Annotated in this window: 18 protein-coding genes and 4 pseudogenes; 19 read left to right on the top strand and 3 right to left on the bottom strand. The window is 34.1% G+C overall.

The window, feature by feature from the left end; all coding sequences use genetic code 11:
- Nucleotides 1-181: 181 nt before the first annotated feature.
- A complete protein-coding gene (locus SJ2017_RS21590) occupies nt 182-1,096 on the top strand; it encodes a helix-turn-helix domain-containing protein (protein ID WP_080915809.1) in 915 nt (304 codons plus the stop codon).
- A 38-nt stretch (nt 1,097-1,134) separates the two neighbouring features.
- Here SJ2017_RS21590 and SJ2017_RS11155 read toward each other — a convergent pair.
- Nucleotides 1,135-1,715: pseudogene (locus SJ2017_RS11155) on the bottom strand (IS3 family transposase); the annotation flags it as partial.
- Nucleotides 1,716-2,269: 554 nt separating this feature from the next.
- On the opposite strand from SJ2017_RS11155, the gene SJ2017_RS11150 reads away from it, so the two are divergent.
- The 9 genes and pseudogenes from SJ2017_RS11150 to SJ2017_RS21455 all read left to right on the top strand — a co-directional run.
- Complete coding sequence (locus SJ2017_RS11150; RefSeq protein ID WP_080915808.1) at nt 2,270-2,764, top strand: CS1 type fimbrial major subunit; 495 nt, start codon at nt 2,270-2,272, stop codon at nt 2,762-2,764.
- A gap of 203 nt (nt 2,765-2,967) precedes the next feature.
- The gene (locus tag SJ2017_RS11145; RefSeq protein ID WP_080915807.1) at nt 2,968-3,462 is read left to right on the top strand and encodes a CS1 type fimbrial major subunit; all 495 of its coding nucleotides are present in this window, start codon (nt 2,968-2,970) and stop codon (nt 3,460-3,462) included.
- Nucleotides 3,463-3,665: 203 nt separating this feature from the next.
- A complete protein-coding gene (locus tag SJ2017_RS11140; RefSeq protein ID WP_080915806.1) occupies nt 3,666-4,166 on the top strand; it encodes a CS1 type fimbrial major subunit in 501 nt (166 codons plus the stop codon).
- Nucleotides 4,167-4,457: 291 nt separating this feature from the next.
- The gene (locus SJ2017_RS11135; RefSeq protein ID WP_080915805.1) at nt 4,458-5,213 is read left to right on the top strand and encodes a hypothetical protein; all 756 of its coding nucleotides are present in this window, start codon (nt 4,458-4,460) and stop codon (nt 5,211-5,213) included.
- 5 nt (nt 5,214-5,218) lie between these two features.
- Nucleotides 5,219-7,159 carry a TcfC E-set like domain-containing protein gene (locus SJ2017_RS11130; protein ID WP_080915804.1) on the top strand — a complete coding sequence of 647 codons (1,941 nt, stop codon included), beginning with the start codon at nt 5,219-5,221 and terminating at the stop codon, nt 7,157-7,159.
- Nucleotides 7,156-7,854: a fimbrial biogenesis chaperone gene (locus tag SJ2017_RS11125; protein WP_080915803.1), complete on the top strand. Its 699-nt coding sequence runs from the start codon at nt 7,156-7,158 to the stop codon at nt 7,852-7,854. Before SJ2017_RS11130 ends, SJ2017_RS11125 begins: the two co-directional genes overlap by 4 nt.
- A gap of 79 nt (nt 7,855-7,933) precedes the next feature.
- Nucleotides 7,934-9,127: a hypothetical protein gene (locus tag SJ2017_RS11120; protein ID WP_080915802.1), complete on the top strand. Its 1,194-nt coding sequence runs from the start codon at nt 7,934-7,936 to the stop codon at nt 9,125-9,127.
- 76 nt (nt 9,128-9,203) lie between these two features.
- Nucleotides 9,204-9,657 (top strand): annotated as a pseudogene (locus SJ2017_RS21710) (transposase); the annotation flags it as partial.
- 73 nt (nt 9,658-9,730) lie between these two features.
- Nucleotides 9,731-10,425 (top strand): annotated as a pseudogene (locus SJ2017_RS21455) (transposase); the annotation flags it as partial.
- Nucleotide 10,426: 1 nt separating this feature from the next.
- On the opposite strand, the pseudogene SJ2017_RS11100 reads toward SJ2017_RS21455, so the two are convergent.
- Nucleotides 10,427-11,005: pseudogene (locus SJ2017_RS11100) on the bottom strand (ISAs1 family transposase); the annotation flags it as partial.
- Nucleotides 11,006-11,338: 333 nt separating this feature from the next.
- On the opposite strand from SJ2017_RS11100, the gene SJ2017_RS11095 reads away from it, so the two are divergent.
- Nucleotides 11,339-11,629 carry a hypothetical protein gene (locus tag SJ2017_RS11095; protein ID WP_080915800.1) on the top strand — a complete coding sequence of 97 codons (291 nt, stop codon included), beginning with the start codon at nt 11,339-11,341 and terminating at the stop codon, nt 11,627-11,629.
- A 218-nt stretch (nt 11,630-11,847) separates the two neighbouring features.
- Here the strand turns inward: SJ2017_RS11095 and SJ2017_RS11090 are convergent, their stop codons facing one another.
- Nucleotides 11,848-12,159, bottom strand: coding sequence for a helix-turn-helix domain-containing protein (locus tag SJ2017_RS11090; RefSeq protein WP_080915799.1), 312 nt, complete (start codon nt 12,157-12,159; stop codon nt 11,848-11,850).
- Between the two features lie 387 nt (nt 12,160-12,546).
- Between SJ2017_RS11090 and SJ2017_RS11085 the strand changes: the two genes are divergently transcribed.
- The 8 genes from SJ2017_RS11085 (at nt 12,547) to SJ2017_RS11055 (ending at nt 22,920) form a co-directional block, all read left to right on the top strand.
- Complete coding sequence (locus SJ2017_RS11085; protein ID WP_080915798.1) at nt 12,547-12,843, top strand: hypothetical protein; 297 nt, start codon at nt 12,547-12,549, stop codon at nt 12,841-12,843.
- An 84-nt stretch (nt 12,844-12,927) separates the two neighbouring features.
- The gene (locus SJ2017_RS11080) at nt 12,928-13,884 is read left to right on the top strand and encodes a hypothetical protein (protein ID WP_156003238.1); all 957 of its coding nucleotides are present in this window, start codon (nt 12,928-12,930) and stop codon (nt 13,882-13,884) included.
- 3 nt (nt 13,885-13,887) lie between these two features.
- Complete coding sequence (locus SJ2017_RS11075; protein ID WP_080915796.1) at nt 13,888-15,906, top strand: cysteine peptidase family C39 domain-containing protein; 2,019 nt, start codon at nt 13,888-13,890, stop codon at nt 15,904-15,906.
- Between the two features lie 116 nt (nt 15,907-16,022).
- Nucleotides 16,023-17,027, top strand: coding sequence for an efflux RND transporter periplasmic adaptor subunit (locus SJ2017_RS11070; protein WP_167692914.1), 1,005 nt, complete (start codon nt 16,023-16,025; stop codon nt 17,025-17,027).
- On the top strand, nt 17,020-18,933 hold the full coding sequence (locus SJ2017_RS11065; RefSeq protein WP_080915794.1) for an ATP-binding cassette domain-containing protein: 1,914 nt from the start codon (nt 17,020-17,022) through the stop codon (nt 18,931-18,933). Before SJ2017_RS11070 ends, SJ2017_RS11065 begins: the two co-directional genes overlap by 8 nt.
- Nucleotides 18,933-20,270: a TolC family protein gene (locus SJ2017_RS11060; RefSeq protein WP_080915793.1), complete on the top strand. Its 1,338-nt coding sequence runs from the start codon at nt 18,933-18,935 to the stop codon at nt 20,268-20,270. Before SJ2017_RS11065 ends, SJ2017_RS11060 begins: the two co-directional genes overlap by 1 nt.
- Nucleotides 20,271-20,752: 482 nt before the next feature.
- Nucleotides 20,753-20,896 (top strand): hypothetical protein, encoded by a 144-nt coding sequence (locus tag SJ2017_RS21450; RefSeq protein ID WP_156003235.1) that lies wholly within the window; start codon nt 20,753-20,755, stop codon nt 20,894-20,896.
- Nucleotides 20,897-21,699: 803 nt separating this feature from the next.
- On the top strand, nt 21,700-22,920 hold the full coding sequence (locus SJ2017_RS11055; RefSeq protein ID WP_162928489.1) for an Ig-like domain-containing protein: 1,221 nt from the start codon (nt 21,700-21,702) through the stop codon (nt 22,918-22,920).
- Nucleotides 22,921-23,104 lie beyond the last annotated feature (184 nt).

The following is a 23,104-nucleotide window of genomic DNA, read 5'->3' as shown; positions in this document are numbered from 1 at the left end:
GAGCAGGTACATACATAGCATTAAATTTACACCGTGATAGAAAAGTGCTAACCTCCATATTCGGCTTTTAACATTTTTTCAACATCTTAAGTTTTTGTGGTGGTGCTAGCTCCAACAGCAAATGAACATTAGTTTAAGTGGTATCTGGTAATTGTCATGTTAGGGACATTTGGAGAGAATCATGTTTGGTAAACATATTAAACGCTTTCGTGATAAAGCAGGTTTTACTCAAGCACAGCTTGTAGCACAAATTCAAACACATCATGAAATGTTCAGTGCCCTTGATGAAATAACGCTATCTCGATGGGAAAATGGTCACACTAAACCTTCTAGGAAAAAGCAAATTGCATTACTGATATTTTTTGATGCTTTAAATGATATTCGTGATCTTACCGTAGATGACATAAAATATGCAGGTAAGCTCTCAAAAATACTAGAGAAACGATATAAAAATCTTTTTTCAAAAAGTGAAGCACCATATGCGTTACCCAGTTCTAAAGTTACCGTAACCTTTTACGAAAAGCTCCCTGAAGAGAAATTAAACTTCTATTCTAATTACTTGGAAGAGGTTAATAGTATTAAATTAAACTTAACTAATTTTAATTGTATGAATGAAAATATTGAAAAAGTAGGGTTATATGAGTTTCATTCTTCAAATAATGTTTTGATGGGGCACTTGCTATTTATAATAGCTAAAAATAACTTTATTGCTGATTCTTTATCTAAAATCGTACAGGAAAAAATATCGTTAGAGGAAGGCTCATCTCTATATATAATTACTACTTATAGTGCCTCTAAAGAAATTTATATCTATCGTAACCTTTTGATTCTCGATTCTTTGATGAGCGTAAGTGAACTCCCAAAATCTATATATATTAGGGCTGGTAATGATTCTGGCGCTAGCATTTTGGATACGCTTGAAGCAGAAATTGTAGGTAAAGGGCTTAAGACTAAAAATGGAGTAAAACTCTATAATCATCAATATAAATGGATTCTATTTAAAGTAAATACGTTACATATGCTAAGTGCTAAAGAATTCTATTTTGATGAGGAATCAATAGAACACGAATTTATTATCAATAATGCAACCTTATAGATAATGTTATTCTCATTGTATTTATATAAGTGTACTGGTCAACCCAAATTGGACACTTGTAGTTGAGAATTCTCAAATTCTACAGGTGACAGATCACCATAGCAGAATGAAGTCGTTCCAAGTTGTAATATTTCATGTAAGTAGTCACATCTTGCTTTATAAATTCCTGTGTTGGTTGAGCAACTTTAAAAATCCCATCGTGTTTCAAACTACCAAAGAAACGTTCAACGACGACATTATCCCAACATGCACCCACATCCCCCATGCTGGCTCGGATACCATAGGTTGATAACAGCTTACCGAATTGCTTGCTGGTATACTGTGAGCCTTGGTCGCTGTGAAATACCAGCCCTCTGGCCGGTCGAAGCTGGTTGTAGGCTTTCATTAATGCCTTAGATATCAAACCTGTGGTCATTCGTTTGTCTATGTGCCATCCCACAATCCGGCGTGAATATAAATCCATCACCACAGCTAAATACATCGAGCCTTTACTCGTCTTTAAATACGTTACATCACCTACCGAAATCTGATTAGCTGATCCAGGGGTAAAGTTCATGTTTAAAAGGTTGTCAGCCACTGAACCGGAGTGTTTACGCTGTGTAGTCACCTTATAAAAACGTCACTGTACTGCTTCAGCAACGTTATAACCTTGTTCTAGCACCATCAATACAACTTCAACTTCAAAAGCTTGCGGATAACTCTTATGTGATTTTTTAGACTAATAACGACCTCTTAATTATTAGACCATACTGACTCAAAATCTAGTGTCCGTTCGAATTAGAGCATTACAGAGCGAGTAAGAAATCGATGGCGCAATATAAACGATTAAAACCAATACCAAGGCTATGCTTGTGGAAGTGATTTTTTGGTGAAATAAGGATGGGTGTAAATTTACTGGTGTTAACCCTAAGCTCGTCTGCTGTAATTAACCTAGTAGGGTTTACCCAGACAGTATTATTAATTTTTAAGGTGACATTTTCATAGGATTATGATTGGTTCAAGCTAAGTTATTTATCAAATTTTAATAGCGAAAGTTGAAATTAGCATTTTAATCTATGGCAGGTTTTATTCTGCTATGTCACCTAGGTGTTAATGGATTATATAATTCAAACATAGATTATAAATAATCTATTGTTGAATATGTTTTTTTTGATTTATATAAGGTGAGTAAATATGAAAGTGTTAAGTATTAATAAATTAGTTGCGGTTGCCAGTTTTGGCGTTATGAATATCTTTTTATCTTCAGGTGTAATGGCGGCGGAAACAACAGAGATTGAAGTTTCAGCAGAAATCCCTGCAGCTGATTTTCATTATAGACCCGCTTCGCCAATTAGTGGGGTACAAGAAATGGAATATAATCTTCTTAATTCAAAGCTTGAACCTTTATCGTATACGTTTTCGTATAAAAAGGGTAATGCACTGAATGGTATCACTGCAGAACTGAATGAAGATGCGTCACTTTGGGATGGCGGTGCTGAAAAGATTGCCATGGTGGTTGATATTGATGGTAAGGCTATTACTCAGGCTAACCCCGTTGAAGTTGTCGGCGGGTCAGATAATGAAGAAGGCTCACAGGTATTAACACTTACTCCTGCTGAGCCAACTGCTGGTCAAACTGGTTCTTTTACTTCAACGGTATCATTAAGCTTTGAAGCAGTAGTGCCATAAATTGTTTGTTCAGTGCTGATGAGTGGTGAATAATTTATAAATTAGTGGGGTGAGTATTATTTAAAGTTAGCATTTTGGTTTTTGTCTATTCTTTGTGTGCTATTAAGTTTGCATGTAATTAAATTATATAATTTGGCTATGGGTTAAATAACCTATTGTTGAATTCGGTTGTTTTTTTTGTGATTTATATAAGGTGAGTAAATATGAAAGTGTTAAGTGTTAATAAATTAGTTGCGGTTGCCAGTTTTGGCGTTATGAATATCTTTTTATCTTCAGGTGTAATGGCAGCAGAAACAACAGAGATTGAAGTTTCTGCAGAAATTCCTGCAGCTGATTTTCATTATAGACCCGCTTCGCCAATTAGTGGGGTACAAGAAATGGAATATAATCTTCTTAATTCAACGCTTGAACCTTTATCGTATACGTTTTCATATAAAAAGGGTAATGCACTGAATAGTATCACTGCAGAACTGAATGAAGATGCGTCACTTTGGGATGGCGGTGCTGAAAAGATTGTCATGGTGGTTGATATTGATGGTAAGACCATTACTCAGGCTAACCCTGTTGAAATTGTCGGCGGATCAGATAATGAGGAAGGCTCACAGGTATTAACACTTACTCCTGCTGAGCCAACTACTGGGCAAACTGGTTCTTTTACTTCAACGGTATCATTAAGCTTTGAAGCAGTAGTGCCATAAATTGTTTGTTCAGTGCTGATGAGTGGTGAATAATTTATAAATTAGTGGGGTGAAAATTATTTAAAGTTAGCATTTTGGTTTTTGTCTATTCTTTGTGTGCTATTAAGTTTGCATGTAATTAAATTATATAATTTGGCTATGGGTTAAATAATCTATTGTTGAATTCGGTTGTTTTTTTTGTGATTTATATAAGGTGAGTAAATATGAAAGTGTTAAGTGTTAATAAATTAGTTGCGGTTGCCAGTTTTGGCGTTATGAATATCTTTTTATCTTCAGGTGTAATGGCAGCAGAAACAACAGAGATTGAAGTTTCTGCAGAAATTCCTGCAGCTGATTTTCATTATAGACCCGCTTCGCCAATTAGTGGGGTACAAGAAATGGAATATAATCTTCTTAATTCAAAGCTTGAACCTTTATCGTATACGTTTTCGTATAAAAAGGGTAATGCACTGAATGGTATCACTGCAGAACTGAATGAAGATGCGTCACTTTGGGATGGCGGTGCTGAAAAGATTGCCATGGTGGTTGATATTGATGGTAAGGCTATTACTCAGGCTAACCCTGTTGAAATTGTCGGCGGGTCAGATAATGAGGAAGGCTCACAGGTATTAACACTTACTCCAGCCGAGCCTACTGCTGGTCAAACTGGTTCATTTACTTCAACGGTATCATTAAGTTTTGAAGCAGTAGTGCCAGAAGTGTAATAGTTTTTAAACCTGAATGAGAAGAGTCATATAGATAAATCTTTATTAGATTTATCTATGTGATAAATTCGCCGAGTAAAAATGTATTTATTAAATTAATAAAGCAACTCATGAATTACTGTTGTTTATAAAGTTGTTTCTCTTTCCTATTAAAAATTATTGTTGCAAAGCTCACTATCTCAATCTTGATATATTCATTATGCGGAATGTTTAATTTGAATCTTGATTTATTTAATGGTGATGATTGAGCAAGTTTTAATTTTTTAGGTGTAATTAAATGAAGGTGTATATGTGAACAGGGTAATAACTTTAGCCTTAATTTCTGTAATGGGCTTTTCAATATATTCATTTGAAAATAAACATAATTATTTATTGGATTTTAGCATCAATAAGGCACCTAGCATAAATAAAATTGAAAGCGCTGAGCCAACTGTTGAAAGTATTGTATTTAAAAAAAATACTGGGGGCACTAATGTGACAGTTCAAGCTCAAAGTAAAATAGGAGTAAATACAGAAACAACACTAAAACTTCAAGAAGCTAAACAAGCAGAAACAACTATAAAAACTGCGCTTTCAGTGGAAGATCAAACAGTATTTCAAAGGGAAACGGTTTCTAAATATGAAAAAGCTGAGCAACCAATTACTGAAATAAAAGCTGAATCAGAACCCCGTATTCAAATTGTTGACAAAACCAAAGCAACAATAAAACCACAAGTAGCAGAGGCTATAGGTTTTCAAACAAGTAATGTAAAAGATAAAGGGCAAAAGCAAAGTCCCTCTATGTTAAAATCTAAACAGAGTGTTAAACAATTTTATGATGAATTATTTGAAATGCCAATGGTTATAAAGGTATTAGTAAATAATGAATTATCGAGTTTAGGCCTTTTTAAAGTATCACAAGACGGTAGCGTATTATTAAAAGAAATTTATAAAGGTGATATACCTATAGCTGTGGAAGATAGCTTAAAATTAGGCATAAATTATATCGATTGTGATGGTAAAAAAAGGATACTTGTGGTATTTTTGACGCTGTTAACTTTTCATTAGAAAAGATGACCTTAGAGTTATCCTATGTTGAACATACAAAAGTCGAAAGTAATATTTTTAATAAAGAATCGATATCTGCAAGATTAGACAGCTTTGCATCTTTTTCAGATAGTAATGCATCAATTTATTCTGATGCTATGTTTAATCTTGGCGGTCATAGAGTGTTTGGCTCTATACAAGCTAATAGTTTTTATGATTCAGATTCTAGTTTCGACGTAAAATTGGATTCATTATATTATCGTAAATCATTTGATATGAATCAGCTTGATTTAGGCTTAATTAGAACAAGCGATGCAGAGCAGGGTGCTCAGAGTGTTTTATTTAATGGAACCAGGAGCTTTGTAGGGGCATTTTTCTCAAACCAATCTGATTTGAGTAATACAGAGCAGGCCTATTCACAGGATAACGATTTAGTGTTAATCCTAAATGATAGTAGTAATGTTGAGGTCTATTACAGCGGAAGGTTAATTGATTCGCAATATTTAAATAAAGGTATTCAGCGCCTTTCGGTACAAAACTATCCGAAGGGAAATTATAATGTGACAATTAAAGTAAAGGAGAAGTCAGGAACCGAGTATACACTGGATAAATTCGTATATAATAATGCTAATCAACAGGATTTTAGCTATGGAGCATCTTTCGGTGTTCCGGTGAATGACAGTTTTTGCGATACAATTTACTGCGGTGATGACAACATATATGCTAGCTTTTATGTCAATAAGAACTTTTTTAATTTACTAAACGCAGGTGTTAAAACCATTTATGAAGGTGATAAAGATTTAGCGTTGTCATTAAACTTAGACTCTCGTTTTGAAAATTTATCGTTTTATTCTGATAGTACATATGATGATTATTTTAATCAAAACTTTCGAGTGACATATAATGAAGGCCCGATTTCTACATCAATGGGTTATTTATATAAAGGAAAAGAAGAAAAAGAACAGCAACTCACAGCATCATTAGTTTATCGTTTAAATAAAGATAGTAACTTAGGCATTAATTACAACCAGAATTTCACAGAGGGTGACTCGATAGGTATATCATCAGGGATAACTTATCAAAATAGATTTGAAATTGGTGGCTTTAATCCGTCGGTTACTTTCGGTGCTAATCATAGTAGCTATTTAGATAAAAATGATACTGTTTATTACGTAAGCTTTAACATGAACTTTGGTGAATCTGACGATAACATCAGTTTAGATTTTTCAGCAAGAAATGATGATGGTAAAAATATACGCGCTATGGGTGCCGGTTATCAGAAAAATTTACAAGGTGGTTTCTTCAATAATTATAACTTGTCAGCCGAGCTTGATGAAAACAATATGTATAGATTCGGAGGGAGTACGTATATAGATCACAAGTATATGAAAGGCAGTATATTTGCGGAACATCAAGGTGGTGGAAGTGATAATCAGACTAGCGTAGGAGGCAATTTAACGAGTTCTTTGTATACTGATGGACAAAACCTTGTGATGGCTAAAAATAAACACTCGTCAGGAGTTATTATTGATGTTGAGAGTGAAGTTGATGACGGGGACCTTTACATAATGGTTGACGGTTATATGCAGCCTCTTAAAGAAGGTAATAATTTTGTTTCAGTGCAGAGCTTTACAGAGACTAAGCTTAATTTTATCCATAAAAAAGACTACAAATTATCAAAAGATAGGGCGACAGTTACAGTAGGTATCGATGAGGTAGCATCAATCGATCTAGATATTGAGAATAGCGTAACTGTTATTGGGCGATTAATGGATAATAACACTGCAAAAAGTGGTGTTCATATTGAAAACCATGTGTCAGACACATACAGTGGTGATGATGGGGTGTTTATCTTGCAGGTAAGTGCAAAATATCCATCGATATCTTTTAATGGCCAAGAAGTGCTAGTTGACGTCAATCAAGCAAGTGATGCAAATATAATTTATATTGGAGACCTTTTATTATGAGTTCAATAAAACCGAGTCAGTGCAGGATTATTTTTGTGTTACTGCTAGCATTTGTTGCTTGGCCTAGTCATGCAACATTGAAGCTCAGAGATATGTATTTTAACCCCAAAAGTAATATCCAATTGGAAAATATTACTAACATCTCTGAAACCGAAAGTGATTTTGTAAAAGTCAGCGTTTCTGAACTACATTTTAATAAAGAGACCGCAAAGTTTGATGAAATTGCACTATCAGATCCTACAGATTTAGTCATCAGTCCGAGTCGTATCGTGATACCTCCACTGAGTACGGTACCTTTTAGAGTTATTTCTAAACCAAGTGACAAACTGAAAATATACAGAGTACGTTTTACGCCAATCTCACCGAAAATTGAACTGGGCTTTACTCAAGAAGAAATAGACAGTGCTGTTGTAGCGACCGGAGTCACAATTAAAATGGCAATGGGGACCATATTTTATATTGACCCAATTAAAAAGCAATATGACACCAATGTAGAAAGAAAGGGTAAAGAAGTGGTTGTTACTAATAGCGGAAATTCAATGGTTATTATTGACCAACTAAAGTCCTGCAAAGGGGAGGTATGCAAGTCAGAAGGTCGATTCTTGTTACGCCCTGGTAGTGTTTATAAATTTGCAGGTGAAGTGGTGAAATTAAGAATCAATGAAGGAGAGAAGAGTAAAAAATGGGAACTGTAATCGTTTCAATTATTGGAATTCAAACTTTATTAACTTTTTTAGTCTTTTATGTGGTTGATTGTTTAGTATTGAGATATATATGAAAAAAATGATAAATTCAGTACCAATTGTAGTATTCAGCTTTTTTTGCTTTTTCAGTCAAGCAAATGCAACGTCAAAACTAATTACACTTAATTTAGACACGACAGACAGTGTTGAATCATTCGTCAGTGTTAATGCTAAAATTTTACAAGGGCCGATAAATAAAGGGGATGTTGTCACTGACTATTTCGATTCGGATACTGATCAAGGTTGGCCTAGATTTGTTATTAGCAAAGATGCGGTGCATCGTAAAGTCCAACTTGTGAATCAGAATAGTGATATTATAAACGCGGAATTATATATATCTAGACTCTTTTTCCCTAATTATTTTCTTTTACCTTATAAAATGATTGGAACTAATTGCACCAATACTTTTGGGACAGAAGGCTGGGACGGAACTAGCCAAACTAGAACCCAAAGGTATTGGTACCCTATAGGAGGAGTCTCTAAGGAGAGGGTAGAGTGCATTGTTGATTATTCAGCAGCGGTAAATTTTGGAGAATCTAAATTGTCTGAGGAACTTATGTCATCTTTGTCGTATTTCTTGTTGACTCTTGATATTACAGAGGAACCTATAGAGAGAGTGAAAGCTGGTGTTTATACCTTACTTGAACCTGAAACTTATACAGTATGCGGGACACTAAATGCCTGTGATCTAAGCATTAATGCTGGTGGGGCGTTTCCTGCAACGGTTACTAATCCAATTATAACGATACAAGTAGAAGCAACTATGCCGGTTGTGACAACATTCACCACAGATAAATTCATTAAATTAGATGATGCGAAAAGTAGTTATCTTATGACGGGCCAATATCCTGAAATTTTGGAAGCGGAAGCTGATTTTCAATATGAGTCGAATTCAAACAATACCTGGTCTTTAACATGTGAATATAGCTCAGCAGATAGTTGTGCTACCAAATCTGATAGCGGTGATTTGTTGCCTTTTGATATAGTCATTGATCTCCCTCAAACACATATTACGGACTCTGGCCAAACTCAAGATATTAAATTTAAACCGAATCATGATTTAGTTGTGTTAGCAAATAAAAGTAGCTCCGGCATAGATTATCGTGGTCGTGGTGAGATTAAAATGTCGACGTTAGCAGGTGAAAGTGAAAGGGTATATAAGGATCATTCAGGAACAAGTTATCAAGGCAAGGTTACTATTACAATTGATGCCATTGTTAAATAATCACTGGTTAAAACATATATTGTTGTGTTCATCATTGTGTGTCATTTCAGTAGAATATCCAAAACAGGAATGACACATTACTCAACCATTTGATGTTGACCAAGCGCTTATAGCGCTCCAAGCAGGAAAAAGCCTGACGGGCAAAGACAGTGTACTTGGCCCGGCTTATCAAGCAATTCACCGAAGCCGCTCTGACAGCCGAGTTAGAGCATCACATAGAAAGTGAGTCTCACCCCACTTGCAAGTACGGTCAAGTACGGTAAAACATCCAAGACAATCAAACAGCATTAAGGAAGCTTTGAGCTTGATACTCACAGAGATAGAAATGTTACTGTCGAGCCACAGCGCATAAAGAAGAGGCAAACAATACTAACAGATGATATAGACCTAAAACCCTCTCAATGTTGAGTATGGATATGAGCTAGCGAGATATCATTAAACACGTTGAGGATATGTATAGTATAAACGTCTCAGGCGGTACGATTAACAGCGTGACAGATAAACTTATCCCTGAACTCAAAGGGTGGCAACTGTAGTGGCATAGTTAATTTGGCCACCTAGTTAGAGGTAATTTCATCACTTCATAAGATAATAGGTGACGCTATGAAAAAACGTACAAGAAGACTTTTTAGCGCAGAATTTAAACTTGAATCTGCTCAATTAGTGCTAAATCAAAATGACTCAATCGTTGAAGCTGCTCAAGCCATGAGTATAGGTTAATCAACCATGGATAAATGGGTTCGACAATTAAGAAAAGAGCGATAAGTTAAGCAACCTAAAGCATCACCTATATCAGCAGAATAAATTGAACTTCGAGAGATAAAAAGAAACTTGCTAGCCCCCAGCAGAACAACGAAATATTAAAAAAAGCCGCAGCTCTGTTGATGTCGGACTCACTGAACAATTCTTAATAATTGAGAAAACTCAGGCAGAGCTACAGCATAAATACATTATGTGAAGTGTTCAGTATTCATCGTAGTAGTGACAAATATTGCAGAAAGAGACCAACAACCATTAACGCAGATAAGGTCAAGCTTCGCAGCCTAGTCAGCTAAGTACACACTGCAAGTAATGGGTCGGCAGGTACTAGAACGATTGCAGATATGGTTACCCAGCAAGGTGTCTCGCTAAGCCGTTATCGTGCCACTAAGTTGATGAAAGAGTTGGGTATAGTTAGCTGTCAGGTACCTAAACACAAATACCGAAAAGCGGCAGTAGAACATATTGAAATCCCTAAACACTTAGGTCGACAATTCGCTGTCACTGCACCTAACGAAGTCTGGTTAGGTAATGTTACCTAAGTATGGGCTGGTTACCTTTGATTTGTAAAATACAATCCCCACCTTCTTTTACTTTATAATCAGGTATTTGTGATTAAAAGCCCAATGCATCAAATGTCAGTAATTCCGATTTCAAATCAAGACACGTAAGCAATACTTGAACGAGTTTGAGTTCACTCTTTTTGCTCGCACCTGATTTAACTCTAAATACTAAACCAGAGCTTTTATCACATGCCATTACCACATGTAATGCAGCACTTGAAGCTGATGTTTCGCAGCTTTAAACACTTTGCCATCAATCCCTATAGATGATAGACCAGTGCTAGGCCGATGCTCGTTGCCCCAACTCAACAAGGCGCCTAGCAAGGATTACTTCCCTAAAGATGCGACCAATGCCTAGCTGGCTGGGAATACCATTGGTAATCGGGCGGCATTTTCGTAACCATTCCAATTTCAACGTGCCGAATTCATGGTAAGCAGACCAGCTTTGAGCACTAGAGATGACGGCACTTAGTACAAGGAAACAGATGTCAATAACATCATGTTGTTGATTTATATAGGAACGGCAATCGGTTATGTTATCAAGGTGTTTTAGCATAATCGGTCAAAAGGCAAAGAAAAAGAAACCTATTTGATCATACTGGTTGGATCAATCAAGTTATTTATATCTCATTGTTTTTAAATAATAGGTCTATAAAGCGATCAAATATGATCAGCCCCTGCACAGGATATGTGTTTCACTTCAATAGTAGCGCCTCTATAGATAATTGGCGGATTGGCATTTTCTTATTTTTGTATTGTCATTGTGCTATTCATTTGCGCTTCTTTATCGGTTAATAATATATCTGTTGTTTATTCAATTACTTTTAGTGTTTTATTTGAATGTTAATCAACCAGAGCTTTATCTATTTTTAAAAAAGAGGATTTAATTATGTTTAGGGAAATAAATGGTAAAGAGTTGGAGTCGGTTCTTGGTGGTAAAAAGTACAAGGTTACATGTACTGCTAAACTGATTCGTGGTATAGAACTTGGAAGTGAAACATTGCCGGATGTTTTCAAGAGGAATCAAGTAAATTCTATGGGTGGCCCTAAATGTAAACAGTGGGCATTAAACCATTTCGGTCCAGCTGGTGGTAGTCAAAGTGGTGCTAAAATTTGGGGTCACAGCCGCGGTGCTAATGGTAAGGGGCGGGGGCCAACGGTTGATGTAATTTATTTCTAATTTTTGTTTAACTTTTAATTGTTCTTGCTCCTTACTCATTGCTTCAAGATTGGTTGATTGAGTTATTGCGAGGGGTAATTTTAAGGTTTATATGTACTTTAAATTTTTATCATTATTTTTATACGGCCCGAATTCAACTCTCAAGTGCGATACTTGAAAAATCAATCTGCCATCATCATTTGATTAAAAATGACTGATGGTTGCTTGAACGTTAAGCATTAAATCCACTCATGGCTAACGGGTTGCCCGATTGCTGTTAAGACATTAGCAATCTGCTCAGGGCTCCAGTCTTTTCCTACCAAGCACTCAATAAATTCAACTTGTTTCCTAGGTATGCGGTATTTACGTGAGGATTGCCTTAAATGAAGTCTTCTTAGATGTGCTTCATCAAGGCAGTAACACTTAGTTTTACCAGACCGTTTTAATTCTCGATAAATGGTTGAGCGGTGACATTTTACTGTACGCGCAATCTCTGCAACTGGAATTCCTTGCTCCAAAGGGCTTAAATCTGGTATTTCTTCCTCGGTCAACTGCTAATAACTCATTGTGATACTCTTTTTTTTGGAGAGATAAAGCTTACCACTTTTGGCGGTTGGCTTCTTTTATGCCTCTATTAAGAGTATTGCAGTTATTATTTTAATTTAGCCCGCTATGGATAATTGATGGCTTAGCATTTTGCTAATTTTGTATTGTCTTTGTGCTATTTAGTAGCGCTTCTTTATCGGTTAATATTATACCTGTTGTTTATTTAATTATTTTATTTGAATATTTTATTTGAATATTTTATTTGAATATTTTATTTGAATATTTTATTTGAATATTTTATTTGAATATTTTATTTGAATATTTTATTTGAATATTTTATTTGAATGTTAATCAACTAGATTTTTAACAATTTTAAAAAAGAGGTTTAAATTATGTTTAGGGAAATGAATGGTAAAGAGCTGGAGTCGGTTCTTGGTGGTAAAAAGTACAAGGTTACTTGTATTGCTAAACTAAATGATGGTAGTTCAAATGGACTTGGAAGTACAACATTGCCGGGTACTTTCAAGAAAAATCAAGTAAATTCAATGGGTGGTTCTCAATGTCGACAGTGGGCATTAAATAAGTTTGGTGCAAATGGTGGTAGCCCAAATGGTGCTAGAGTTTGGGGTAGCAGCGTAGGCGCTAATGGTAAGGGGGCGGGGCCACAGGTAGATGTAATTTACTTCTAATTTTTGTTTAACTTTTACTTGTTATTACTCCTTGCTTCAAGACTGGTTGATTGAGTTTTTGCGAGGGGTAATTTTAAGGTTTATATGTACTTTAAATTTTTATCATTATTTTTACATGGTAAAGTAAAGAGTATCGCATTAATTAATTATATCATGTCTTTATTAATGCGTAACTCTATTACTTCTTTTTTATTTTTGTTGTTATCTTATTTAATTTGTATTGTAAATAGCCTTTTAGGGTTTAACTCGGTCATGCGAAGGGTTTCACGTAATAATAGAAGGGAAGTGCTTTCAGATGAATTAAGACAATCATTTTTTGATTCAATTATTGATTATGAAAAAATTAAAATAAAATACTTGTCTCATTATGCTAAGAATAACAAATCTTTAAAAAATCAGATCGCAAATTGCGGTTCTGTTTTGGAATCTGCAATAAAAAATGTATCTGAAAAAACTGGGAGTAAAGTTATTTTGATGCCTATGCATATATTTTCTGATGAATTCGCCTGCTTAATCGCTGCTCATTCAACAGATAAACGTTTATGGTGTTTATCAAATGTCGGAAATAATGGGTGGAAAAAAAACTGGAACCGTTCAGGCTGTCCTTATGATGATAATGTCATAGATAATCTGTACCTTATAAACGTCCTAGGAAATGAGAGTGCAAGTAAAAAAGAAATAGTTTCTATGATGAGGTCCTTTAAAAGGGGGGCTGGGGAATGCTTAGTCTTTCTCGATGCCATACCTGAATATACTGCTCAATATTTAAAGGGTAATAAATTTATGAAAGTTAGTATGTTTAACAAAGTTGCTTTGATGCATCGAGGACCATTCAAACTACCTGAATCTTTAAATGCAGTTATATTACCATACTATGTCCACATCAGATTGGGGATGTTAAAGCTAGAAACACTTCCATACATTGAAGCTCAAGATGTTGATAGAGAAATACCAAAGACTGTCGAGAAGGTACTAATTTCGAAGGTTAGTAATCAATGGATGTTTTGGCATTTTAGTTCTTTTTTTTATTATAACGGGTAAGTAATGACCAGTATTGTTTATCAAGGTGAGCCTGCCGAATGCGGGCTAGCTTGTCTTTCTATGCTATCCATCCATGTTAACAAGTATGTTTCTTTGAGTGAGCTGAGAAACTATATTCAACCTAGTGTTTTTGGGGTTAGTTTATTAGATCTTATTAAGGTTTCTGATAATATCGGGATAAAATTAAAAGCTGTAGAGTTTAGTGTCGATGATATAAGGCATATTTCTGTTCCTGCTATATTGCACCTTAACCAGGGGCACTTTGTTATTTTAACTAAAGTTAATAATAATTGTGTTGAGATATTAAATCCTGCGTTAGGTAAGCAAGTGCTTGATATTCGTCAGCTTTTGCCGCTAATGTCTGGTTATGCTCTACTATTAGTTGAAGATGAAAAAGTAGGCTCTGTAGAAAAGCCTAAAAAAGAAAAAGTTTTTTTTGACTTTAAGAAACTTGATTTTTTCATCATTTTTCTTTCTCTTTTTTCTTCCCTTTCGGTATTCGCAATTCCTTATTTTGGTATAATACAGAAAGACACATTCCTAACTAATAATGAAATATCCTGGGATACAGTATGTTATATATTGTTGTTTGCCATTGTATCCCTAGTGTCAAGTTTTTATTTAGGTAAACGAACAATACAGATATCTCAAAAAACTGAATATGACCAATATTCTTTTAATTTAAAATTACTTTTAAGTAATAAGTTGTCTTTTTTTTCTAAACGGCATCCTACTGATTTTATAAATCGTTTACATAGTTATGTTTCAGTCAAGGTAAGGAAGTCAATCTTCTATAATGAAATTTTAGTTTCGACTGTAATAGCCACTTTTACAAATTTAGTCTTGTTATATATTAACTGGCTGGCAGCACTAATATTTTTAGTTTTTACTCTATTGATAATATTTGTTAGTTTTTTAGAAAAATCTAGAGAAGAAGAATTTCATAATTTAGACTTTGAACGTGAAGAGAAAAAAGAAAGATTCTTGTTAGATTGTTCACAATCTATTTCTGACATAAAATCAATGAATGCTGATAACCAAATTATTTCTAAATTTAAAATTATGGTTAAAAGTACTTTAGAGGTCGACCGCCAACGATTTTTTGTCAGTTTCGGTTTCTCTTCTATAAAGAGTGTTTTAGCGTCCTTAGAAAGTATTATTGTGCTTATGTTAATGTTTTATTTTGTAAAATCAGAAGGAATGCCGCTATCATTTGCGTTTTCATTTGTTTTTATTAAAGGGGTAGCTTCAGACTCATTAACTAGTCTAGTGTCTTTGTATGTAGAGTCATCTCTATTTACTATTACTGAACAAAAAGCAGCTGATTTCATTGAATATAAAAAAGATGAGCGACAGATTGTTAATTTTAGTTTTAACAGGATTAGTTTATCTGGCCTAATGTTTAATCATTTTAAATCAACTAAAACTCAATCTAGTACTGATATTAACAACATGTCTTTCCCCGATTTTTCGATTAAAGCTAATGATAGTTTGTTGTTGACTGGCGTAAGTGGGGCTGGCAAGACAACGTTACTTAAAATACTAAGTGGTGAATATGAAATAGACAGTGGAAATGCTTTTGTCGATAGTGAAATTTGCACTTCAAGTATGCTACGTAGTATTTCTTATTATCACTGTAACAACCAAAGGCTTATTGATGGTTCTTTAATTGATAACTTAACATTATTTATGGAGTTTATACCTAAAGAATTAGTTAATTATTGGATTGATTTTTTCGATTTAGATGCAATTGTAACTTCATTACCAGACGGATTACATACAAAAGTAAGTGAATCAAACAATCCTTTTTCAAGTGGAGAAAAGCAAAAGCTTTTATTGATTAGAGCTATGATATCTAACAAGCCGATTTTATTACTTGACGAGCCAACTAGTAATTTAAATAGCAAGGATAGCGAGGAAATTATAAATAAAGTGTTAAGTTCAAAAAGGACTGTAGTCATTTCGTCGCACAATAAAGTCAGCTTAGAAAGTTTTGATAATATAATTGAGTTAAAAAAATGATAAGAAGCATACTTATTATTTTATTCTGCTTAGTTTCAGTTACTTTTGTCTGGAACAATGTGAGTCAGAATTCACGTAAAATCTATGATAAAGGTAATAGTAGATACCTATCTTCAATGGTAAAAAAAGGTGATATTTTAAGTTACATTCTTGCAAATGCAACACTAGAACCCATAAAAAGGGTGGATATTGGTGCACAAGTGAATGGGCAAATAACAAAAATCCATGTATCGGAGGGGCAGAATGTTGTTGCTGGCCAGATACTCGTAGAAATTGATCCCAAATTACAAGAAAACGAAGTTGAAATTGTAGAATCTCAATATCAAAGCAGCTTGGCCCAAAGAAATATTACAAAGATCAAATATGACCAGCTAAAAATAGAAGTAAATAGACAAGAAAATTTGTTTAAAGAAGGTGCTGGGGTTTTTAGAGAATTAGAGCAAGTTAGATCAGACTATCATCAGGTCATGTCTCAACTACGAATTGATGACTTATCTATTAATCAATTAAAAGGAGAATTAGACACTGCTAAAGCACAACTAAGTTACACAAGAATTAGAGCACCAATAGATGGCAAGGTATTAGGTTTACTCATGAGTGAAGGTCAAACGATAGTCTCCTCACAGACCTCTCCAGTGATTATGGTTTTAGCAAATACTGACATGATGAAGGCTAACGTAGCTATTTCAGAGTTTGATATGTCTAAAATAGAAATAGGAAAGCAAGTTATTTTGATAAACCAAGATATAACGACCAGTTTGACTGCTATCCGCATAGTTCCTGATGACTATCTTGCTGACTCTAATTCACAAAAAATGAATACCATAGGACAAGTCATTTTTTATAATGCTTCATTTTTAATTCCTAATAATAGAAATGAATTATTCACATCTATGACATTGCCAGTAAAAATAGTTATAGATAAAGTTGAAAATGTAGTTATTGCTCCTAAAGAAAGTATTCATATTGGCAAGCAAGGTGAGTTCTTTGTTGAGGTGCTAAATAATGGTAACTCATTGAAAAAAAAGGTTGTATTGGGTTTAAGTGACTTGGACAATGTAGAGATCATCTCAGGACTTGAACTTGGCGAGACAGTTATTGTGAGTAAAGTTAATGGATAATAGACATGTCTCAGTTAAAGTTAGTCGTTTAAGTAAACATTTTCAAAAGCCGGGTGATATAAAAAACTCCAAAATTATTGCCCTAAACAATGTTTCTTTTGAGGTTGGTTTTGGTGAAATGATTGCTATTACAGGATGTTCTGGTTCAGGTAAGTCGACGCTAATGAACCTGATATCTGGTTTAGATACTCCAACATCTGGCTCAGTATGCATTTGTGGAGAGGATATTTCTTCGGCCAATCCGAAGGCGCGAGCTCGGATCCGTAATGCCAATATTGGTATGATATTCCAATCTTATAACTTAATATCCTACTTAACTGCTCTTGAAAATGCAATGCTACCTAGTCATTATTCAAGCCTTGATGTGGATGCTTGTACAAGAAAGGCAAAGTCGCTTTTTAATGCTTTTGGTTTGTCTCATATTTTACACCATAAACCTGATGAACTTTCTGGCGGACAACAACAACGAGTCTGTATTATTAGAGCCTTGATTAATAGTCCGAAGTTAATTATAGCAGATGAACCAACAGGTGCGCTTGATAATAAAAATCGTGATGAAGTGATGTCCGTATTAAGTAAATTGAGCGATGAAGGTCATGCTGTAATTATAGTTACTCATGATAATGAAGTAAAAGCATTGTGTGATAGAAGTGTAGAGTTACAAGACGGTATAATAGTAAAAAGTGAAATAAACAACCCTAATAATCATAGAAAAAAGGCTCATGTAACTACAAGTGATTTAAGAAAAAGAGAAGTAAATAAAGTTGCTTTTCAGATGGCTTTTCGAGCTGTTTTAGCCAAAAAAACACAATCTTTTTTATCAATGCTAGGTATTATATTCGCCATTATTTCAATCATTCTAACTGTCTCAGTGGGAGAAGGTGCTAAAAACGATATTTTAAAAAATATTGGAAAAATAAGTGAAGATACTATTAAAGTATCTACTAGTTTGGATGGTGGGTTAAAAAGTTTTGACGTTACTGATGCACATGAATTGTTAAGTATTGACAATATTCATCAGGCATCTCCTGTATTAAAAATGAATCAAAAAATATTAGGTAAGAATGTTGATGTTTATGGTGTTAATGAACAATATTTTAATATAACTAAAACTAAATTGGTGTCAGGAAGAAAAATTTCAGATTTACATTATTCTGAAAGTTCTCAGGTTATATTGGTCAGTCAAAGTTTCGCTCAAGCTAATGATATTAATTTATTAAACCATACTCATAATTATCTAAAAATAGGTAAAAGTGTTTTTGAGATAATTGGTATAGTAGAAAATGCAAATACAATGTTCTATCAGCAAAAAGTTATCTATTTACCATATAAATCAATGAAAAAATTTGTAGTGGGTGAAGCACCTCTCAACGAAATTATTGTTAATGTTAAGGTAAAAGATTTACTAGAAGATTCACAGTTAAAAGTGCAGCATTATTTTGAAAAAAAATATCTGGGCAAAGATTTTATTGTAGATAGTGATATTGAGATGGTTAGGATGTCACTTGAAACAGCTACCAGACTTACAGTTCTCATAATATCAATAGCGTTCATAACATTAACTGTGTCTGGTGTAGGAATAATGAATGTCATGTTATCTTCTGTAAATGAGAGAAGGCCCGAGATTGGTATTCGGTTGTCTGTTGGTGCTTGTCCTTCTGATATTATGAGCCAGTTTCTACTAGAGTCGATCCTATTGTCCTCGATTGGTGCTCTTGTTGGTATCGTTTCATCTTATTTTCTATTTATGTTAATAACATTGTTTATAAGTCAGTATTCTATAGTTATTAGTTATTATTCAATCATTATATCAAGCATTTTTTCGATATTGCTTGGTTTAGTATTTGGCTATTTGCCAGCAAGGAAAGCTTCACTACTTAATCCATCAGGGGTTCTATATTTGTAATGAAAAATGCATTATTATCTTTTTTTTGTGCCTGGTGTTTAATTGGTTGCTCTATAACAAATACGGAAAATGAGTTCTCAAGTTGTCAGCATATTAATCAAAACGTTTCACTTGTTAGTCAACTAAGTCTTTCGGATTTAGTGACTGATGAGACTTTAGTTGGATTAGTTAACAGTATCGAGTCAACAAGTCTAGATATTGCGGTGGCTAGATTGAAGGTAGAACAAGCAGTTTTCAATGATAGGTTGGTTTTAAATAATCAAAATATTCAATTCTCGAGCTCTATAGGTTATTCTGGTTCTAAGCAATTTAAAAATAAAGATTCATCAATTTCTAATAATCATAATGCTTCACTCTCTTCTAGTTATTCGGTTGATCTTTGGGGTAAAAATAATATTATAAGAATTAAGTCAAGTAACGATTTGTATACGCAAGAATTAACTTTAAAAGAAGCTAGGTTACAGTTGATAACTGCTGTAGCAAAAAAATACTGGAATATTATATTAGTTAATAGTCAGAAAGGAATAAGTGAATTAAAAATAAAGTTACTTGAGGATAAAAAAAGAATTATTACGGCAAAGTACAATAATGGTGTAGTTGTAGAAACAATGGTAACAGAAGCGGAAAATGCGCTACTCAATGAAAAAATAAATTTTGAAAATTTGATGGTGTTAAATCATTCTTTAATGAGAGAAATGTATGTTTTATCAGGAGGAGAAACATATTTCGATATCGAGTTAGATAATTTTAATAATGTTTATATGGAAAAATTTAAAGATGATTTTATCCCAATGAGTAAGATATCGTATAGATACGATGTTAGTGAAGCTGAGTATCAGTTGTGTACTGCTTTGCTCGATTATGAATATTCGAAGCTCGATTTTTATCCAGACATATCGATAGGGGCGGCTTTGTCTGCTGGTAGTGTCAACCTTAGCGACGTTATCCGTGATCCAGTTTCCTCGTGGGGGGTTGATATATCGTTGCCATTTTTTAACTGGAAGGAAAAACAAATAGGCTTAGGTATTAATGAAAGTAAGCACAAACAAGCACAGATTAATTTTAAATCGACAGTTTTGTCAGCATTAACTGATATTAAAAATAAATTAGATAATGTAAAATTGCAACAAACAAAAATCCGACAAGAAGAAAAGGAATTGGAATTGGCAGCAAAATTACTAGCTCAAAGTAAATTAAAAATTGAACAAGGAGTTATTGAAAATAGTGACTTAATTGACTCCAAGTTAAGGTTGTTAGACCAAAAAGAAAGTCTTGCTAGTTTAACTGAAAGTTATTTAGTTTCAGAGTTAGAATTTAAGCTTTCTATAGGCATATAGTTTCAACACTTCTTATAAAATTATGGAGCTCAATGCCCTAAATTATTTTATAGTGCTAGAACTATTTTGTTCTTCGCTATTTTAAAAAGTTAAATTACAGCAATGGTATAAGATGTGACCCCTTAGAAGAATAGACACCTATGGCGTATACGTTACAATATTGTGAGGGGGTATTGGTCAACAACTGTTGGCCATTATTGGTTACATTCTTAGCGTTTCATCAGAATACCTCTTTTGAGCTTATATAAATGTACTAACCCCTATTGTCGGTATTCATTACGTCTTAAGGTTTCTATAATGTACTTCATTGTTCTATTTAGTAGATAATGCACTCATCGTAAAATTTTCGCTGGTATCGTATAAACTAAATGGTCGGTTTGATTAGTATAGAGACTAACTTGATTACTATGTAACGTAACATTTGAGGTTACCACGTCCTTAATTAGCAACCGCAAACGCTGTATTAGTTAAAGAATTTTCTTGTGGTAACTGATATAGAGCTGCCAGTTATTTCAACAACGAAAAGCTTAATCACCACAACTCAATTGATGCTATTAGCCAATGAACAGTTAAGATTGCCTAGTGTGGCTAAATTAGATGCTGTCACTCCCAATTATCAACCTTAGTAATCAGGGTTAAATCTGTTTAAGAGTCAGTTTTGTATATTAAAATGGGGTCGAGAGCCTATAATCCTAGTTCTTTTTAGCTGAGTAGCTAAATAATGGCTTGGTGATATATCTCGCAGACTAGCTATTACTTTTAGCGCTCATTTAGTGACCACATTCCGAAGTTTTACCTTTTTGTTAGTAACTGTCGCGCCTTTTACCAATACTATAATTTTATGAGGATTATTATGTGGGCTTTGTGTAAGTGTTCAGTGTGTATGCATAATAAATAGTGCTGTTGCCTTTAATCTTTCCTACCGTTTTTGGTTACTTAGCATTTAAGCAGCCTTTTGGCCAAATTGTGCTATTTTTTATTTGTCTCATTATATGTATATTACTTAAGTGTAATATACATGTTGTGTTTATATTGATTTAATGTCTATGCAAAATGAGCTTTTATACGAGTAAAAATAATTTTAAAAAATAGTAAAAGATCAGTGTTTTTTAATTTAAGAAAAGTAGAGCCTTAAATTAAATAAAAAACTTGTTATCTAATACACAGACTTTAGCGCTTATCTGCAAAGTCTATCTATTTAATATTTATCTAGGTTATAAACTAATTTATATACTAATTAAATTTTTAAGACACAATTCGACCACTTTGGATAATTAAGATTTATTCTTATTATTTTTATTGATAGCTACACAATTGTGATTTTATCAGTTTTATATGTATTAAACTGTTCCTAGAGCTTAAGTTCCTAGAGCTTAAAAAAATTTTTACTGGTTTGATGCTTCATTTTACACCTTTAACGGATTTTATTATGAGTTTTCTACACCCACATTATCAAGATTCTAGTCTTGAAGTAAGTGACATTATGCTTACTAAAGCAAACAAAAATTGTATTGAAAATGAAATAAAAACGATCAGTGATTCAGAAGCAATCATAACTTCTGTTCAAATAACTGCCTCGGTGGTTAATATAGCAAGAGGTCAATCTGTGCAATTAGTTGCAACGGCTAAGTACGATGATGGCAGTTCTTCAATCGTCACAAGTGTAGTGACGTGGCTACTAGTTGAAGGGGATAACGTCATTGTGTCGTCAGCGGGTTTGTTAGTCGGTGTTAAGACTGGTGAAACTAGCGTAATGGCTAAGATAAATGGCATTACCAGTAATTTATTAAGGGTAAATGTTTCTGAAGCAGTTATTATTGCCATTGACGTAAACCCTGTTTTGTCGTCCTCGCCGGTTATATTAATGAAAGGACAATCTCAACTTTTCTCTGCTTATGCTACCTACAGTGATGGGACATATTCTAGAATTGATAGAGCAGCTACATGGATATCAGGTGATACTAATATCGCTAAGATTGTGTCAGCTGGTTCGTTGGTTGGTGTTGGGGTTGGTGAGACCACTCTAGTAGCTGAATTAAATGGCATTAGTAGCAATCCTGTGAGGGTTAATATCTCGCAAGTGAAGATAGTCAAGATTGATTTATACCCTGTATTTGTCACTTCTCCGGTTAAAATAATGAAAGGCCAAACTCAGCAGTTTTCTGCTTATGCTACCTATACTGATGGTAGCTATACGTCTGTAGAATGTTTATCTACTTGGGAATCAGGTAATACTAATATTGCCAAAGTGACGGAAGCTGGTTTATTGCTTGGGATTAATGCAGGAGAGACAACGGTAACGGTATCGCAAGGTGGTATTAGTAGTAATACCGTGCAAGTTAGTGTCCTTGAGCCAGTCATTATTGCGATTGATATTCAGCCTGTACATGGTCATTTAGGTTTTAAATTGGCAAAAGGTCAAACTCAGTTCTTCTTTGCTTTCGCTAGATACAGCGATGGTACTTGTATGAAGCTTGGTTCTTCCGTGGTGTGGTCAATCGCCGATACTAACATTGCCAAAGTGGCATCTGCAGGCTCAATTGTTGGTGTTAACGTAGGTAAAACAACCCTAAAGGCTTATAAAGACGGCATTATCAGTAATACGATAATCGTGAATGTTGACAATAAATATCTACAACTTGTTTATTAGTAATCTATATTTAGGCATTGGCTTCTGGGTATGTTTAAGGAAGCTTGGCGGTTTAGTTAAGAAAGTAATATTAATAATATTTAAAGGTGAGTTGAAAATTATATGTTATATGCATATCAGTTATTCATTGATTAGTAAAGTATTGCGAAATGTAGTAGTAACAAGTGTCACAACAACTTGATTT

The sequence above is a fragment of the Shewanella japonica genome (assembly GCF_002075795.1).
Lineage (GTDB): Bacteria > Pseudomonadota > Gammaproteobacteria > Enterobacterales > Shewanellaceae > Shewanella > Shewanella japonica.
This window is presented reverse-complemented; position numbering and strand designations above follow the sequence as displayed.